Here is a 14918-nt window from a genome sequence, read left to right as displayed (position 1 = left end):
CAATTGAAAATTGTTACCCCTGTTTTGTACACCTTTTTCTTATTCCTCCAAAAAGCGCGAAAATGAGCCAAATAAGCGGATTAATTTTATTTTCAATACGCCAACAGCACGTGATACTACGTATCTCAAGAATCGCGGTCACGAAATCCATGACATTCAATTCTATAAAAACGGCGATTTTTTCACCGTCCTTATTGATGAGGATCTTTTGCTGTGGGATAGGAGTTTCAATCACCTTGAAACGTTTGAAGGAACAGGAACGATTGTTCCGTTCAGTGATGACTTTCTAACGGCGCCTGGCATCAATGGATTGACTGTATATAAATCGAAAACGAAATGAGGTAGTAAAAAGAGTCACTATTCCCCAGGTTCCTAACGGATTTCCCGGCTTTCCTTCCATTCGTACAGCTCTGTATCGGTTACTTTGCCGTCACTATTGGCATCGCTAACATAAAACATCCCGCCCGCCATCTCGCGCTCGGAGATCAGCTTGTCGCCATTCGTATCCCACGTCAGCGCAAATTTGGACGCGAGTATGTGCCTGTCAAATTCAGCACGACCCACACGCTTGTCACGATCATCGTCCCAGGCCTCGAACCGATCGTGAAATAGACCGAAATAGAATAGATTGATTTGCGAGCTGAACTCGTCGCTGGTTAGCATAAAATCATCGTTGTAATCCAGTGAACTAAAGACACCATTTGCCATCTCAGCGTAAGTGATCGGGCTTTTATGATCGCTCCATTCATCAAAATAGCTTAACGCCGTGTAGCCCTGAACAAATTCATTTCGCTCAACAGTGCTATTTCTACTGGCGTCCCAATCAGCAAAAGCCACATAGCGCTTGGGTGCGGCACAAGAGGTCACTATGATCATCAATAAGATGCCTGAAGGAAGTCTGGCTATTGTTGTCATAACTTTTTCACCTTTGATCGACCAAACGTTGACGCTGCAAAAGAACCATTATGAACCCATATCGGATCGCTGTTTCCCCGACAATGTGGAATCAGCAACATGAGTGACTGCTTTCTTCGTCGACATTGTTCCATGCCTTTCCAATAAACTCAAAGATCAAACCAAACGATCCTGAAGGAAAGCAAAAGGAGTTAAATCGAAATTAAATCTACATTAACGCGCCCGCGCGATGCTTGCTGACACTGGAAAAACAAGCGATTAAAATGACATTAAAGAGGCATTAAAGCGACTGTAAAATTTCTTTAAATCTTATGCTTCCACTAGTCTATTCACGTCGTCGGTAAGATTTTTGCACCTCTCCAACTCGAGGCGACTAAATTTCAGACTATGACGATTTACAGGGATTTCCTATTACTGGCATTCACAACGATGTTGCTAACAGGCTGCAGCCAGGGTAACGCGACAAGGTCGGGCGCAAAAAAAATTCCGGAACTGGAGGTGCTTACACTAAAGGCACACGACGTAACGATACCCCGCGACTACATCTGCGAAATAAATGGAGTGGAATACGTGGAAATTCATGCACGCGTACAAGGCTATCTTGAAGATATTTTTGTCGACGAAGGCCAGGTTGTAAAAAAAGGACAACCCTTGTTTCGCATAAGCTCAAACACATACACGGAAATGGTGACAAAAGCAGAGGCAGCACTGCAACGCTCCATTGCCGAAGCCAAGACAAAAAGCCTCGAGGTAGACCGGATTCGGCTGATGGTAGGCAAAAACGTCATTTCGAAGACTGAGCTCGAAGTGGCCGCCGCCCAGAAAGAAGCAGCCGAATCGGCCGTGCGTGAGGCCAAAGCAGTGCTCGAGAATGCACGAATTAACCTGAACTATACTTTCATCCGGGCTCCGTTTGATGGGATTCTCGACCGGATCCCTTTTAAGAAAGGAAGCTTGATCAATTCCGGAACGCTGCTTACTTCCGTGTCGAACATCCAGGACGTATTCGCATATTTTCAAATATCCGAACCCGAGTACCTGCGGCTTCTGGGGAAGGAAACAAAACGCCGCCAATTCAAAAAAGAGCACCAGACGGTTTCGCTCGTTCTCGCGGATGGATCGACCTACCCTTACGAAGGAAAAATTGAAACACTTGCAGGTGACTTCGATCAGGAAACCGGCTCGATTGCAGTGCGGGCAAGATTCCCCAATCCCGACCATACGCTAAAGCACGGCTCAACCGGGAAAGTATTGCTACACAAAACATGGCAAGATGCACTACTCGTACCGCAGGAATCCACATTTGCCATCCAGGACAAAAGCTATGTATATGTGCTCGACGAACACAACGTTGCCCGCGTCCGAAATTTCAGTGCGCTGGCGCGATATGAGAACTATTTCGTCGTGACGGGACTTCGCAAAGGCGACCGCATCATCACCGAAGGCCTGCAACAACTGCGCGACGGCGTTCCAATAAAACCGCGGCAGCATCTCGTGGACACCGTTCGCTTAACACGCTCTTGATGATCTGATCTACTCACATTATTCCGAATAACCATGCTGGAAGTTTTTATACGCCGGCCTGTGCTTGCCACGGCCGTATCGATCCTTATTACCTTTGTTGGAGTATTGGCGCTGGTCAAACTACCGATCACACAGTTCCCCTCCATTGAGCCTCCATCCGTAACGGTCACGGCCAACTACACAGGAGCGAACGCGGAAGTATGTGCAAAAACAGTAGCAACTCCGCTGGAACGTGCCATCAACGGCGTACCGGGCATGACCTATATGTCCTCGGTATGCAGTAACAATGGCATTACACTCATCCAGGTATTTTTCGAATCGGGCACCGATCCCGACCTTGCCACGGTGAACGTTCAAAACCGCGTAACCAGTGTACTGGACGAATTGCCCGAGGAAGTCATCAAGGCCGGTGTGATTACGGAGAAAGAAGTCAGCAGCATGCTGATGTATCTCAACATTACCAGCAGCGACAGCACACAAGACGAAAAATTTGTCTACAACTTTACGGACATTAACGTCCTGCAAGAATTGAAACGCATTAACGGCGTTGGTTTCGTAGAGATCATGGGCGCACGCGATTATGCCATGCGCATCTGGCTGAAGCCCGACCGCATGGCGACCTATAACATTTCGGCCCAGGACATTATTGATGCTGTACAACGTCAAAATATAGAGGCAGCGCCCGGCGCGACCGGCATCAGCTCTGATAAGGAACCGCAGACACTGCAGTATGTACTTCGTTATACTGGCAAATTCACGACAGAAGAAGATTATGGGAAAATCGCCGTCAAATCCGGAGTCGATGGCGCCATCGTTCGTATTCGCGATGTAGCCGATATAGAATTCGGCTCATTGGACTATGACATGATCTCCACCACCGATGGCCGGCCTTCCGCATCGATCATGATCAAACAACGCCCGGGATCAAACGCCCGCGAAGTGATCCAGAACATAAAAACGCGAATGAAAGAACTGAAGTCCACGTCCTTCCCGCCGGGCATGGAATACAATATCGCATACGACGTATCGCGATTCCTCGATACGTCCATCGATGAGGTTGTCAGAACCTTGATCGAGGCGTTCATTCTCGTATCGATCGTCGTGTTTATCTTTTTACAGGATTTTCGCTCGACGTTGATCCCCGCCATTGCTGTGCCGGTATCGCTGATCGGCACATTCTTCTTTATGGACATGTTCGGGTTTTCCATCAATCTCCTGACCTTGTTCGCCCTTGTACTTGCGATTGGCATTGTGGTCGACAACGCGATCGTGGTCGTCGAAGCGGTGCACGTCAAAATGCATGAAGAAAAGCTTTCCGCTACCGATGCCACACGCGCCGCCATGAAAGAGATCGCCGGTGCCATTGTCGCGATTACATTGGTGATGTCTGCGGTGTTCGTGCCGGTCGGTTTTATGACGGGTCCGGTCGGTGTCTTTTATCGCCAGTTCTCATTGACGCTCGCTATTGCCATTGTGATCTCGGGCATCAACGCATTAACCCTTTCACCGGCACTCTGCGCGCTCATGTTACAACCTCAGCTGCCAACATCCCGGCGTAACTGGCTCCACCGTTTTTTCGCGGCATTCAACAGCCGCTATTCTGCACTGGAACAAGGATATGGCAAACTGCTTACCCGCATTGCCGGCCGGCGCATGCTTATCACACTGTTGCTGATCGGTTTCATCGCTGCCACATTCTTCCTCAACAGACTGCTGCCGTCCTCGTTCATCCCAACGGAAGACCAGGGCATGATCTATGCCAATGTGACCCTACCCGCCGGTGCCACCGTGGAGCGCACACAGAAAATACTCGAAGATCTTCAGCGCCTGGCCCAACCGGAAAAAGCTGTCGAATCCGTTTCCACGCTCGCGGGCTATAGCCTGATGACCGAATCAGCAGGCGCCTCCTATGGAATGGTGATGATTAATCTTCGCCCATGGCACAGTCGCAGGCAATCCGTCGACGAGCTGATCGACGTTTTGCAAAACAAAGCATCAACGATTGCCGGCGCAGACATCCAGTTCTTTCCGCCGCCAGCTGTACCAGGCTTCGGCAACGCCAGTGGCTTTGAGCTCAGGCTTCAGGACCGCACGGGCGGACCTTTACTTCAAACTTCCGACATTGCGGAGAAGTTTATCAAGGCCCTGAATGACCGTCCGGAAATACAAAACGCCTTCACCAGCTTCGATCCTAACTTCCCCCAATATCTGCTTCACATGGACTACGACAAAGCCACCAAACTTGGCGTATCCGTAAAGAATGCTATGGAATCATTGCAGACACTCGTGGGCAGCTTCTACGCCTCGAACTTTATCCGCTTTGGTCAGATGTACAAGGTCATGGTACAAACCGGCCCCGGATTCCGGAGCGACCCGCGCGATGTAATAAAGCTATACGTCAAAAACGACCATGGCGACATGGTGGCCTTATCCAGCTTTATTACCCTGGAACCCACCAACGGTCCCGAGCAACTGACGCGCTACAACATGTTTACTTCCGCTATGATCAATGGTGAGCCCGCACCCGGCTATAGCAGCGGCGACGCCATCGCCGCAGTCGAGGCCGTCGCCGTGGAAATGCTCCCGCGCGGCTATACGTTCGACTGGTCCGGAGTCTCCCGCGAAGAGATCAAATCCGGCAACCAGACGCTGATCATCTTCATGGTCTGTCTGTTTTTTGTCTACATTCTCCTGTCCGCACAATACGAGAGTTACTTGCTGCCGCTGTCAATCATTCTGTCGTTGCCGGCCGGTATTGTAGGCTCTTACCTGTTTCTGCTCATGGCCGGTCTTGAAAACAATATCTACGCACAGGTCGCATTGGTCATGCTCATAGGACTGCTCGGAAAAAATGCCATCCTGATTGTAGAGTTTGCCATTCAGAGAAGGAATGAAGGGCAATCTGTACTCCAGGCTGCCGTCGCCGGAGCAGCCGCACGCCTTCGCCCCATCCTGATGACATCGCTCGCATTTGTCGCCGGATTGATACCGCTCTGTATTGCCAGCGGCGCAGGGGCAATCGGGAACCGATCCATCGGCATGGCCGCTGCCGGTGGTATGATCACAGGCACGTTGTTCGGCATCTTCCTGGTGCCAGGCCTGTATTTCATCTTCGAATCTTTTTCAACGTATTTGAGACGCCGGCGCACGGCGCATGCTCTCAGCCACGAGAACCATACTACATGAAAACTATATTGTATCCAGTACGCCACATCCTCCTGGGTTTGTCATTACTGACTGTATCCTCCTGCAAGGTCTACATGACAACACCCCAGGTAGCAAACCCCCTCCCGTCTTCGTTCGGTCAGGTGTCAACGAATGATTCACTCACCATGGCCGCACAACAGTGGCAAACCTTCTACAGCGACACATGCCTGACGGCACTTATCAGCGCCGCCTTGCAACACAATCCCGATATACAAATCGCCATGGAAAACATCCATGTAGCGCACAGCATGTATGCAACCACACGCAGCAAGCTCTTTCCGCGTATTGACGGCGTGATCAGCGCACGGGTTGACAAGTTCGGCGAGTACACCATGAACGGAGTGGGCAACGATGATACGAACCGTTCGGAGACATTACCCGACGACAAGAAGCTTCCAGCTCCATATCCCGAATTTTTTACGGGTGTAAACTTCAGTTGGGAGGCAAATTTATGGGGCAAACTCTCGAATCAACGCAGGGCATCGCTCGCTCGGTTTATGGCCTCAAAGGAAGCCCGACACGGAGCCTCGACCATGCTCATTAGCAATGTGGCCGAATATTACTACACGCTTATCGGCTTGGACCAGGAGAAAAAGGTCCTCCAACAAAACCTTGAACTACAAGAGATGGCCTTTGACCTGGTAAAGGTCCAAAAGCTCGGTGGCAAAGTCACCCAGCTTGGCGTAGATCAATTCGAGTCACAATTACTAAACACCCGGGCACGACTGCTCCAAGTCGACCAACAGATCCTCGTTACAGAATCCATCCTCAACCGATTGGCCGGCCGCTATCCACAGTCCATACGGCGTTGGACGATCAACGAGTATGATTCCATCCTTGAAATATCCGTCGGTGTCCCCGATCGACTGATTTATCGGCGTCCCGACGTAAGAGAGGCCGAGCTTAGTCTACAGGCAGCCGGCGCCGATGTAGCCGTTGCACGCGCCGCATTTTACCCAGGCCTCTCACTCTCGGCGGCCGCCGGGTTCTCGGCTTTTACCGTCTCGAAATGGTTCCTTACACCCGGCTCTGCCGTTTATAGTCTCGGCGGAGGCTTAACCGCGCCAATTTTCCAACGCGGCAAGATCAAGGCACTGTTCAATGCCGCCAATGCAAAACAACGCATCGCCATGGCAGAGTATCAGAGATCGCTTTTAAGCGCTTACCAGGAGGTCTATTCGGTAGCACATAATCACTATAATCTCGTCCAACAGATTGACCTGAAAGAACAGGAAGTAGCCGTACAGCGGCGGGCGTCGGTAACCTCCAATGATCTTTTCAGCGTCGGCTATGCCAATTACCTGGAAGTGATAACATCCCAACGCAGACTATTGGATGTCGAGCTGGAATTAGCTCACCTGAAAAGGAATGTACTCCAAAATCGTGCAGTCCTTTACCGGGCACTGGGAGGTGGATGGTCGGAAAGATAAGCCGACGTCTTTCCCTAACAAAACCGCCGCGCTGTTTGCGAATGACACATGAAAAGACCTGGCATTTGCCAGGTCTTAACGAATCCAACTATTAAACAAGCGAGGGTCAAACTCAGTTAAGGCACATTCTATAGCGGTCCTGAAAGCAAAGACTCAACACATTATGAACGCTCCAGTAATTATAAGGACGGAAGAAAATAGCAAACGCCCCCATTTCCTGGAGCAGCCCGATCTTTTCGGGAACCGGCTCCGGAGAGTGAATAATAACAGGAACATTTCGCAGTGATGAAACTTTTTTCGACTCACGCAGGAACTCGACGCCATTAATGCCGATCATATCGAGCTCAACAAAAATGTAATCAGGCGCAAGTGAATATTGTTCAAGAAACACCAAGGCGTCTATCGCATTGTCCGCCAACATAAAATCGGCATTCGGCGCCAGATCGCTTAACACGTCGATGAACACGACATGATCCCGCGGATCGCCACTGATCAGTAAACATGACTTCGTCAGTAAATTCATACACTAATTAGATAATCCGGCATGACACATGTCATGCCGGAGAACTCTAAACTTGCCCAACAATAAGAACTCTTCTTCTACAAGGAACGACAATTTGACCATCCCCAAAACGATAAATAATTAAATCGAAATTAAATCGGGATTAAAGCCTTTGACCATCCCCCCCGGCAGCAGCCTCCTCGGGGCGGCGAATCGGAGCAAGAAAAATGAAGACATCCCGATCTATTATGCCCGAATGGGAAGTCGCAAAATAAACTCAGTTTCTACTCCCGCCGGTGAATTCACGGTAATCGTTCCGCCGTGAAGAGAAACGATGCGGTGAACCAATGATAATCCGATGCCAGATCCCTTTACCTGGCGATGATTGTGTCCACGAAAAAAAGGCTCAAAAACACGCGGCAGCTGATCGCCGGGAATGCCGCCGGCATTCTCAAATTTTACAATAACCGAGCCGCTATCGCCCGACGTGAGCGTAATGTCAATCCGATGATTAGGTGAATATTTGCAACCATTGTCCACCAAATTCAGGATAACAACTTTCATGAGTTGCTCATCCCCGTGAATGGCGAGTGCGTCTGATTGCAGCGCAAGATCAAATTCGATATTGATAAGGTAATGCGGGTAAGCCTTTAAAAGTTCCTCTTTTACGTCCCACAGCAGATCATCGATACGCAACAATGAAAAATTCATTTCCGGCCGCTCAACACTGGTTTGCGCCAGGATCAACAACCGTGTAGAAATATCGTTGAGACTACGAAGCCCCATACGGATGGATTGCAATACATTCACATAATAGGCTGGATCCCGTGGCTGTAGCAGGGATACTTCGATCTCCGCAGACATGGCAGTGATCGGCGTCTTGATCTCATGCGATGCATTTGCAATAAAGTTCTTCTGCGATGTGAACGCACTTTGTAATCGTTCAAGCATACTATTGAACGTTTGTGACAATTTACTGATTTCATCACGCTTGTTGCCTTCATCCAAACGTTGATTGAGATTCGCTTCTGTGATATCACTCACCTGGTTGACGATACGGGAAATCGGATGCAACGCCCGGCCTGCATAAAGCCACCCGAGAATAGATACCAGGATAACACTGATACAAAAGGTACCCGTCAAAACATTTCGGAGATTTCGCAACGCGTCCCGCCCATAAACATCGGTAGCGGTCGCCACCACGGTATACGCGTTCGCGGCGTCGCCAAAAATGAACGCACATCCCTCGGCAGTGCCCTTTTGGAAACGGACCTCTTGCACGCGCCCCACCCGCTGACGAATATCGCGCTCAATTTCCACCGGTGGCATGCCGCCAGATCGGTACACCTCTACGTCCTTGTCGTCATAAATAATAATGTATTGATTGGGCAGGCTGGCCGGATTGTTCTGCTCCAATCTTCGCAACAACGTCGCATCGACTTCCTTAACCTCCCTCAAAATCTTTGCAGTATTCACGGCCCGGTTCCGCAGACGGCGGTAGAAGTCCTCCGCGCGATAATTATCCGACAGGAAGTATACCGAAAGGCAAATTGCCGAAAGGACAACAATCACCAAGGAGAAGAACAACAACGTGAGGCGACTCCTGATATTCATTCATCCTTACTTAAAACGTAGCCCATACCGACACGTGTGTGGAGAAGCTTTACATTGAAATCCCGATCGATTTTGTTTCGTAACATATTGATATAAACCTCTACAACGTTCGTGCCCGTCTCGAAACGAATACCCCAGATTTTTTCAGCAAGTTCAGCCCGGGAAACCACACGCTCGGGATTGCGCATAAAAAACTCCAATAGCATAAATTCCTTCGCAGAAAGCTTAATACTCTTATCGGACCTGGAAGCAACCTTCTTTTCAAGATCGAGCTTTAAATCTTCATACCGCAGCAAGCTCCCAAAGATGACGCCTGCAAGCGCAGGTCGTCGCGCCAGCGCCCGCAAACGCGCCGTCAGTTCTTCAAATTCGAAAGGCTTTAATAGGTAATCGTCAGCCCCCGCGTCAAAACCGGCGACCTTGTCGGCAGTGGTACCCAAGGTAGTCAACATCAGCACCGGGGTTGCCGGCTTTTCCTGCTTCAGCATCTTACAAAGATCAAATCCATTTATACCAGGAATGACAATATCCAATAGTATGACGTCATAATCACGACTCAGGGCAAGTCGTTTGCCTATAGCTCCGTCATACGCGACGTCCACCAGAAATAACTGCTCCTCCAGCCCCTGCTTAATCAGCGCAGACACCTGCACTTCGTCTTCAATAACAAGCACTTTCATACTCCGTCAAGTTACCAATTCCCACGAAAAGGAAAAGCATGTCGCTAGCTTTTAGCCTGTGGAAAATCGGCGTCAGATATTCATCAAATCGATCATCAGATTAAATGAATCGCTTGACAGGCGGTTTTCCAACCGCAGTGGTTTTGTAATGATGCCGGCAATTCCGGGTTGAATAGCAGCTTCAATCTCTTCACGTCTGCTCGCACCGGTTAACACAAATGCTTTGATCTTTCGCCACAGTCTATGTTCCTGCAAAAGTGCATGAACGTCAAGTCCATTCATTTTCGGCAAGTCAAGATCCAGTAAAATTATGTCCGGCAACTCGTCGGGAGCATGGTCACAGGCTTTGAGCTTGTCGAGTGCTTCCTCTCCGGTGCTCGCAATCGTCAGACGATGAAGGATTCCTCTCCGCTCAAGAGTACGTCTTATCTCCATTTGGTCCAAAACGTCATCCTCGACTACCATAATATGAATAACACGTTGCATCGATGTCATTTAATTTCAAGTGTTTGGTGAAAAGATCCGCCACTTGCCGGTCCCGACAGATAAGCCTCGCGTGTCTGATCCAGAAGATCAGAGAACTTCCGTTGAATGCTCAATCCCACGCCCACTTCCTGTTTTACGAATTCCTCTTGCTTATATAAATTCTGAAAATATTGCTCGCCGTCTTTACCCTCAACAACGGCATCCTTCGCTTTAAGAAGCGGCAATGCCACCTCGTCGATCCAGTATTGTTGCAGCTCGCGTATATCGTCCAGCAATATCTTCTGCTCCGATCCCTCCGGCACAAGCCGCCCCAACTCATGAAGCGCTATGTTATTATCAGCTACCGCTTTTTCATAGATATGGCGTGAGGCAACTTTGCCGGTTAAGAGGTAATTGCGAAGGCCCCCGGCCATACGTCTGAAATTGCGTTGAAATCGTTCGCCCTCATTCCCAATCTTAGCCGATCGCGAAAGCTGCGCTACATCCTCCGACATCTGGCGCATTTGAAGATAGCGCACGTATAGCGTCACAGCGACAATTACCGCTGTTATGAAGATGCCTGTCAGAAAAATCCGAAAGCCTTTCATATGATTGCGTCTTGCCAGTCCAAAATAGGACGCACAGCAAAACTAGCCGTCTTCAGGGTCCGGGCAAACTCACCGGGAGTAGTTTAATACCGATTTAACCTCGCTTTAATCTCGATACGGCTCCCTAGCCCCCATCCTGCGCATTATTCACATTGTCAAAGTAGGTACGGCGCACAGGTCATACTTGCTCCGATCAGTCGACGACGGCTATCTTTGGGTACATGGAGATCCGACAAATTACCGCAAAAGACACCTGGGCCATCCGGCACCAGGTCATGTGGCCCAACAAACCGTTTGACTATGTGAAGCTGGAGGAAGACGAGCAGGGACTGCACTTTGGCGTATGTGATGGAAACAAGCTCGTATCCGTCATTTCCCTATTCATGGACGGCGACGAAGCGCAGTTCAGGAAATTTGCCACGCGCACCGAAGTGCAAGGAAGAGGATATGGCACGGCACTTTTGAGGCATCTGGCTAACGAAGCTCGCATCTATGCCATTCGGAGGCTCTGGTGTAACGCGCGTACCGCAAAGGCTGCGTTTTATGAAAAGGCAGGATTTCGTAAAACCGACAGAACGTTTAAAAAAGACGGTATGGATTATGTAGTGATGGAAAAATTAACCCCTTAAGAATCCAGCATACGCCGACATGTAAAGCCCGCTTCGTTTAATTTGCCTTGAAGCATATCAGAACAAACACCATTGCCAACGATTCGTAAAACGTGGTCGCAATCCTCCAGATCAATCGTCCATTTCACCACGCCAGGAATATCCCCCAGTACAGCACCCAGCATTTCTAAATCCGAGTGCTGTATATTGGTCACAAAAAGAATGATACTCATTTACGGGATCGTAACACTCCTCACCGCCACCGTATGAGCCGAAAACACACCCAATGCTCCATTCGAAATATTGCCAGGTGGATTATTGGGCGTAGTCCCACCGCCGGGCCCCGTGTCACCCATTAAAGCCAGCGTCGTGTAATACAATGCTACCGCGGCATCCACACATTGCATCGTAAGGGTAACCCGGTCACCCGGTTGTAAGTCCAGCTTGTCGTCGTCCATTTCGAGCCTGAGCTTATTGACAAGACCGTTCCTAAGCAAATCATTCTGGATCATATGCTGATTAAAGAGCTTGTCATTCTTGGACAACACAAACCTGTAATTATTTCCTTCCACCATGGGATCAGTGTATACCGGTATCAGTTGATACTCTATATCGCCGCCGATACTAACCTGTCCAACGTTGAGGGAATCAAATGGAACATAGTGCGGCATCATACTCCGTGCAGTGTAGGTCTGTCCTTCTACTACCACCGTCAATGTGTATGTCCTCCCTTCCACACCTTCCAGGAAGCTGGTAGCGTACGTTCCGCCCCCTTGAGGAACAAGGGTCTCGCTATGGCCGCCGTCGTCACCGATCATCACCTGGGCATTGTCGATTGCAGGATACTCCCCCGATTCCGACAATCCTATAGACTTCGAAATTCGTACATAGTACGGACCGGCTTCATTGTTAATATTGCCCTCGATCACAAGCCTGGACTGATTACCCTTATAATCCAAATCGATCACTTTCTCGCAACCTGTAAAAAGTAAAGCAATAAATAATAAGTTGACTATATTTCTCATCGTTTCTTAATGCTAAAACTTGAAATTATACGTTACGCTGGGCACCCACCGAAAAAGCGAGCTCTGCACCGCATCGATCTTTTGTGGATTATGCTTATTCTCTTCAAAACTTATGCTGTAAGGATTCTGGCGTCCATAAACATTGTACAGGCCGAAGCTCCACGAGCTTTGGTACTTTCGCCTGGCAGGCCTTTCATAGGTAACACTGAGATCCAGCCGATGTGTGGCCGGCATTCTGTCTGCATTGCGGTTGCCATATTGGTAAACCACCATGTCATTCAAAACATATTTCCCCGTGGGAAATGTCACAGCATTGCCGGTAGTGTATATAAATGTACCCGATAGCGTCCATTGCGGCGACAGCTCGTAAACGGCAACGACTGACACATCGTGGGTTCGATCTTGCTTCGCATTATACCATCGACCGTTGTTGATACCGTCTATTTTTCTTTCCGTTTTAGAAAGCGTGTAACCGATCCATCCGGTAAGTTTGCCCTCTTTCTTTTTCCACAGGACTTCAAGACCGTACGCCCTGCCTTTGCCAAACAACAATTCACTTTCGATATCCGGAACAGTATTTATGTCAGCGCCATCCCGAAAGTCAATTTGATTCCGCATGGTCTTGTAATACGTCTCGGCATTTAATTCATACGCATTGTCCTTAAAATTCCGGCTGATCCCCAGGCTCACCTGATCGGCAACTTCCGGCTTTATATTATAACTGTTTCCGATCCACTGGTCCGTAGGACTCCCCCCGGTGGAGTTACTCATAAGATGGAGGTTCTGCGTGTTTCGGGCATACCCCGCCTTTAAACTGGCCGTGCTGTTCAGCATGTAGTTCATCGACAACCTAGGCTCCCAGTTGTAATAGGTCTTGCCGACGCCACCTTCTGCCAATGTTATCGACTGGGTCAGCGCATTCCCCTGATAAACATGGTAGGTATCCCCCCCTAAAATGCTGTAAAATGAGAACCGCAGGCCGTAGTCAAGCTTGACCCTGTCCGACGCCTCGTAGGAATTGCTTACATATACTGCATTTTCCAACGCCTTACGCCCCTTCTTGTCACTGACAATATCTGTCCCTTCCGCCTTGGTGGGGGTAATGGTATGATGTATCACATTAAAGCCGAACTGGATGGTATTCCGGGAATTAGGATACAGCGAAAAGTCCTGCTTCAGGTTTACATCTTTGATATTAGAATTGTAATTCACCTCGCTCCCTTCCGTTTTGAAGCTGACGTTAAAATCATAATCGCTGTAAATGAAAGAAGTATTTGAAAATAGCTTGCTGCTCAGGATACTGTTCCACCGCAATGTGCCGGTAACATTTCCCCAGTTGCTCCCCAGAAAATTGGATACATCCAGTACGTCTTTTCCAAAATAACCTGAAAAGTATAGCTTATTCTTACTGTTGATGGCCAGATTTCCCTTGGCGTTCAGGTCATAGAAATACAACTGAATATCCTTAAAGTCAGAAGAGAGCCTCGCAAAAAGGTCGGCATACGTACGCCTGCCCGAGATGATAAACGACGATTTTTCTTTCTGAATAGGCCCCTCCACGGTCAACCTACTGCTTATCAGGCCAATGCCGCCACTCACCCGGTATTTATTGTTATTCCCTTCCCGCATCTTCACATCCAATACCGACGAAAGACGCCCTCCAAATTGCGCGGGGCTGTTGCCTTTGATAATAGTGGCATCCTTAATGGCATCACTGTTGAATGTACTGAAGATCCCCAACAAGTGTGATGCATTGTACACCGGCGCTTCGTCCAACAAAATAAGGTTCTGGTCGGTGGCACCACCTCGAACGGAAAAGCCGTTGCTCCCTTCGCCGCTGGATTTTACCCCGGGCAACAGCTGGATGGTTTTCACCAGGTCCTTTTCACCAAATACCACCGGAATTTTGGCGGCGGTTTGAATATCCAGCACCTCCGTACCCATGGTCGCCGTCGTCAGGTTCTCGTCGTTTCGCTTGGAGCTCACTACTACTTCTTCCAGCACTACCTCGTCCGACAGATCGACACCGATCATAACGTTTGACGTCAATTCAACAGGGATCAGCTCCTGCTTGTATCCGACATAAGAAACGAGCAGGGTGTAATTTCCCTTCGGAAGCGACAGTGAATAAAAGCCATACGAATTGGTGATCACCCCCACCGTGGGTTTTTCAATCACTGTCACGCTCGCCCCAATGAGTGTTTCGCCCGAAGATCTTTGTTTGACCGTTCCGCTGATCGTGTATTTTGATTGTGCCCGCAACATCGTTGCTCCAAATAATAGAATGAAGAGCTCTATTATCACTATTACTGCTACTCTTTTGTGTCCACTCATGAAATC

At 49.0% G+C, this 14918-nt stretch carries 14 protein-coding genes; 5 read left to right on the top strand and 9 right to left on the bottom strand.

Features of this window, described 5'->3' with window-relative positions:
* Nucleotides 1-10 precede the first annotated feature (10 nt).
* Nucleotides 11-340: a hypothetical protein gene (locus KK078_RS06265; RefSeq protein WP_254089391.1), complete on the top strand. Its 330-nt coding sequence runs from the start codon at nt 11-13 to the stop codon at nt 338-340.
* A gap of 32 nt (nt 341-372) precedes the next feature.
* Here the strand turns inward: KK078_RS06265 and KK078_RS06260 are convergent, their stop codons facing one another.
* Complete coding sequence (locus tag KK078_RS06260) at nt 373-915, bottom strand: EF-hand domain-containing protein (protein ID WP_254089390.1); 543 nt, start codon at nt 913-915, stop codon at nt 373-375.
* Nucleotides 916-1302: 387 nt separating this feature from the next.
* Here KK078_RS06260 and KK078_RS06255 point away from each other — a divergent pair, with 387 nt between their 5' ends.
* From KK078_RS06255 to KK078_RS06245, 3 genes are read left to right on the top strand one after another with little or no spacing between them, the layout of a single operon-like run.
* Nucleotides 1303-2439, top strand: coding sequence for an efflux RND transporter periplasmic adaptor subunit (locus KK078_RS06255; protein WP_254089389.1), 1137 nt, complete (start codon nt 1303-1305; stop codon nt 2437-2439).
* A gap of 33 nt (nt 2440-2472) precedes the next feature.
* Entirely contained in the window at nt 2473-5625 is a 3153-nt protein-coding gene (locus KK078_RS06250) for an efflux RND transporter permease subunit (protein ID WP_254089388.1), read from the top strand.
* Nucleotides 5622-7076 carry an efflux transporter outer membrane subunit gene (locus tag KK078_RS06245; RefSeq protein ID WP_262898605.1) on the top strand — a complete coding sequence of 485 codons (1455 nt, stop codon included), beginning with the start codon at nt 5622-5624 and terminating at the stop codon, nt 7074-7076. Before KK078_RS06250 ends, KK078_RS06245 begins: the two co-directional genes overlap by 4 nt.
* A 112-nt stretch (nt 7077-7188) precedes the next feature.
* On the opposite strand, the gene KK078_RS06240 is transcribed toward KK078_RS06245, so the two are convergent.
* The 5 genes from KK078_RS06240 to KK078_RS06220 all read right to left on the bottom strand — a co-directional run bounded on the left by KK078_RS06240 (nt 7189) and on the right by KK078_RS06220 (nt 10945).
* Nucleotides 7189-7599 (bottom strand): hypothetical protein, encoded by a 411-nt coding sequence (locus tag KK078_RS06240; RefSeq protein ID WP_254089387.1) that lies wholly within the window; start codon nt 7597-7599, stop codon nt 7189-7191.
* Between the two features lie 225 nt (nt 7600-7824).
* On the bottom strand, nt 7825-9192 hold the full coding sequence (locus tag KK078_RS06235; RefSeq protein WP_254089386.1) for a sensor histidine kinase: 1368 nt from the start codon (nt 9190-9192) through the stop codon (nt 7825-7827).
* Nucleotides 9189-9872: a response regulator transcription factor gene (locus KK078_RS06230; RefSeq protein WP_254089385.1), complete on the bottom strand. Its 684-nt coding sequence runs from the start codon at nt 9870-9872 to the stop codon at nt 9189-9191. The genes KK078_RS06235 and KK078_RS06230 overlap by 4 nt, the downstream gene beginning before the upstream one ends.
* Nucleotides 9873-9944: 72 nt before the next feature.
* Nucleotides 9945-10358 carry a response regulator gene (locus tag KK078_RS06225; protein ID WP_254089384.1) on the bottom strand — a complete coding sequence of 138 codons (414 nt, stop codon included), beginning with the start codon at nt 10356-10358 and terminating at the stop codon, nt 9945-9947.
* Between the two features lie 5 nt (nt 10359-10363).
* Entirely contained in the window at nt 10364-10945 is a 582-nt protein-coding gene (locus tag KK078_RS06220) for a CHASE3 domain-containing protein (RefSeq protein WP_254089383.1), read from the bottom strand.
* A gap of 221 nt (nt 10946-11166) precedes the next feature.
* Here KK078_RS06220 and KK078_RS06215 point away from each other — a divergent pair, with 221 nt between their 5' ends.
* Nucleotides 11167-11574 carry a GNAT family N-acetyltransferase gene (locus KK078_RS06215; RefSeq protein WP_254089382.1) on the top strand — a complete coding sequence of 136 codons (408 nt, stop codon included), beginning with the start codon at nt 11167-11169 and terminating at the stop codon, nt 11572-11574.
* Here the strand turns inward: KK078_RS06215 and KK078_RS06210 are convergent.
* The 3 genes from KK078_RS06210 to KK078_RS06200 are packed head-to-tail and all read right to left on the bottom strand — an operon-like array spanning nt 11571 to nt 14843.
* Nucleotides 11571-11786: a hypothetical protein gene (locus KK078_RS06210; protein ID WP_254089381.1), complete on the bottom strand. Its 216-nt coding sequence runs from the start codon at nt 11784-11786 to the stop codon at nt 11571-11573. The genes KK078_RS06215 and KK078_RS06210 overlap by 4 nt on opposite strands.
* Nucleotides 11787-12578: a DUF4249 family protein gene (locus KK078_RS06205; RefSeq protein ID WP_254089380.1), complete on the bottom strand. Its 792-nt coding sequence runs from the start codon at nt 12576-12578 to the stop codon at nt 11787-11789. It abuts the gene before it with no gap.
* A gap of 12 nt (nt 12579-12590) precedes the next feature.
* The gene (locus KK078_RS06200; protein WP_262898604.1) at nt 12591-14843 is read right to left on the bottom strand and encodes a TonB-dependent receptor; all 2253 of its coding nucleotides are present in this window, start codon (nt 14841-14843) and stop codon (nt 12591-12593) included.
* Nucleotides 14844-14918: the final 75 nt, after the last annotated feature.

This window comes from Dawidia soli, from assembly GCF_018598185.1.
GTDB lineage: Bacteria > Bacteroidota > Bacteroidia > Cytophagales > Cyclobacteriaceae > Ohtaekwangia > Ohtaekwangia soli.
The sequence above is the reverse complement of the archived record's forward strand: the minus strand, read 5'-3'. Positions and strand labels throughout refer to the sequence as shown.

Bases quoted from the DNA above. Each gene is read 5' to 3' on its own strand.
- KK078_RS06260 (WP_254089390.1), bottom strand. From the start codon at position 915: ATGACAACAATAGCCAGACTTCCTTCAGGCATCTTATTGATGATCATA.
- KK078_RS06255 (WP_254089389.1), top strand. From the start codon at position 1,303: ATGACGATTTACAGGGATTTCCTATTACTGGCATTCACAACGATGTTG.
- KK078_RS06250 (WP_254089388.1), top strand. From the start codon at position 2,473: ATGCTGGAAGTTTTTATACGCCGGCCTGTGCTTGCCACGGCCGTATCG.
- KK078_RS06245 (WP_262898605.1), top strand. From the start codon at position 5,622: ATGAAAACTATATTGTATCCAGTACGCCACATCCTCCTGGGTTTGTCA.
- KK078_RS06240 (WP_254089387.1), bottom strand. From the start codon at position 7,599: ATGAATTTACTGACGAAGTCATGTTTACTGATCAGTGGCGATCCGCGG.
- KK078_RS06235 (WP_254089386.1), bottom strand. From the start codon at position 9,192: ATGAATATCAGGAGTCGCCTCACGTTGTTGTTCTTCTCCTTGGTGATT.
- KK078_RS06230 (WP_254089385.1), bottom strand. From the start codon at position 9,872: ATGAAAGTGCTTGTTATTGAAGACGAAGTGCAGGTGTCTGCGCTGATT.
- KK078_RS06225 (WP_254089384.1), bottom strand. From the start codon at position 10,358: ATGCAACGTGTTATTCATATTATGGTAGTCGAGGATGACGTTTTGGAC.
- KK078_RS06220 (WP_254089383.1), bottom strand. From the start codon at position 10,945: ATGAAAGGCTTTCGGATTTTTCTGACAGGCATCTTCATAACAGCGGTA.
- KK078_RS06215 (WP_254089382.1), top strand. From the start codon at position 11,167: ATGGAGATCCGACAAATTACCGCAAAAGACACCTGGGCCATCCGGCAC.
- KK078_RS06210 (WP_254089381.1), bottom strand. From the start codon at position 11,786: ATGAGTATCATTCTTTTTGTGACCAATATACAGCACTCGGATTTAGAA.
- KK078_RS06205 (WP_254089380.1), bottom strand. From the start codon at position 12,578: ATGAGAAATATAGTCAACTTATTATTTATTGCTTTACTTTTTACAGGT.
- KK078_RS06200 (WP_262898604.1), bottom strand. From the start codon at position 14,843: ATGTTGCGGGCACAATCAAAATACACGATCAGCGGAACGGTCAAACAA.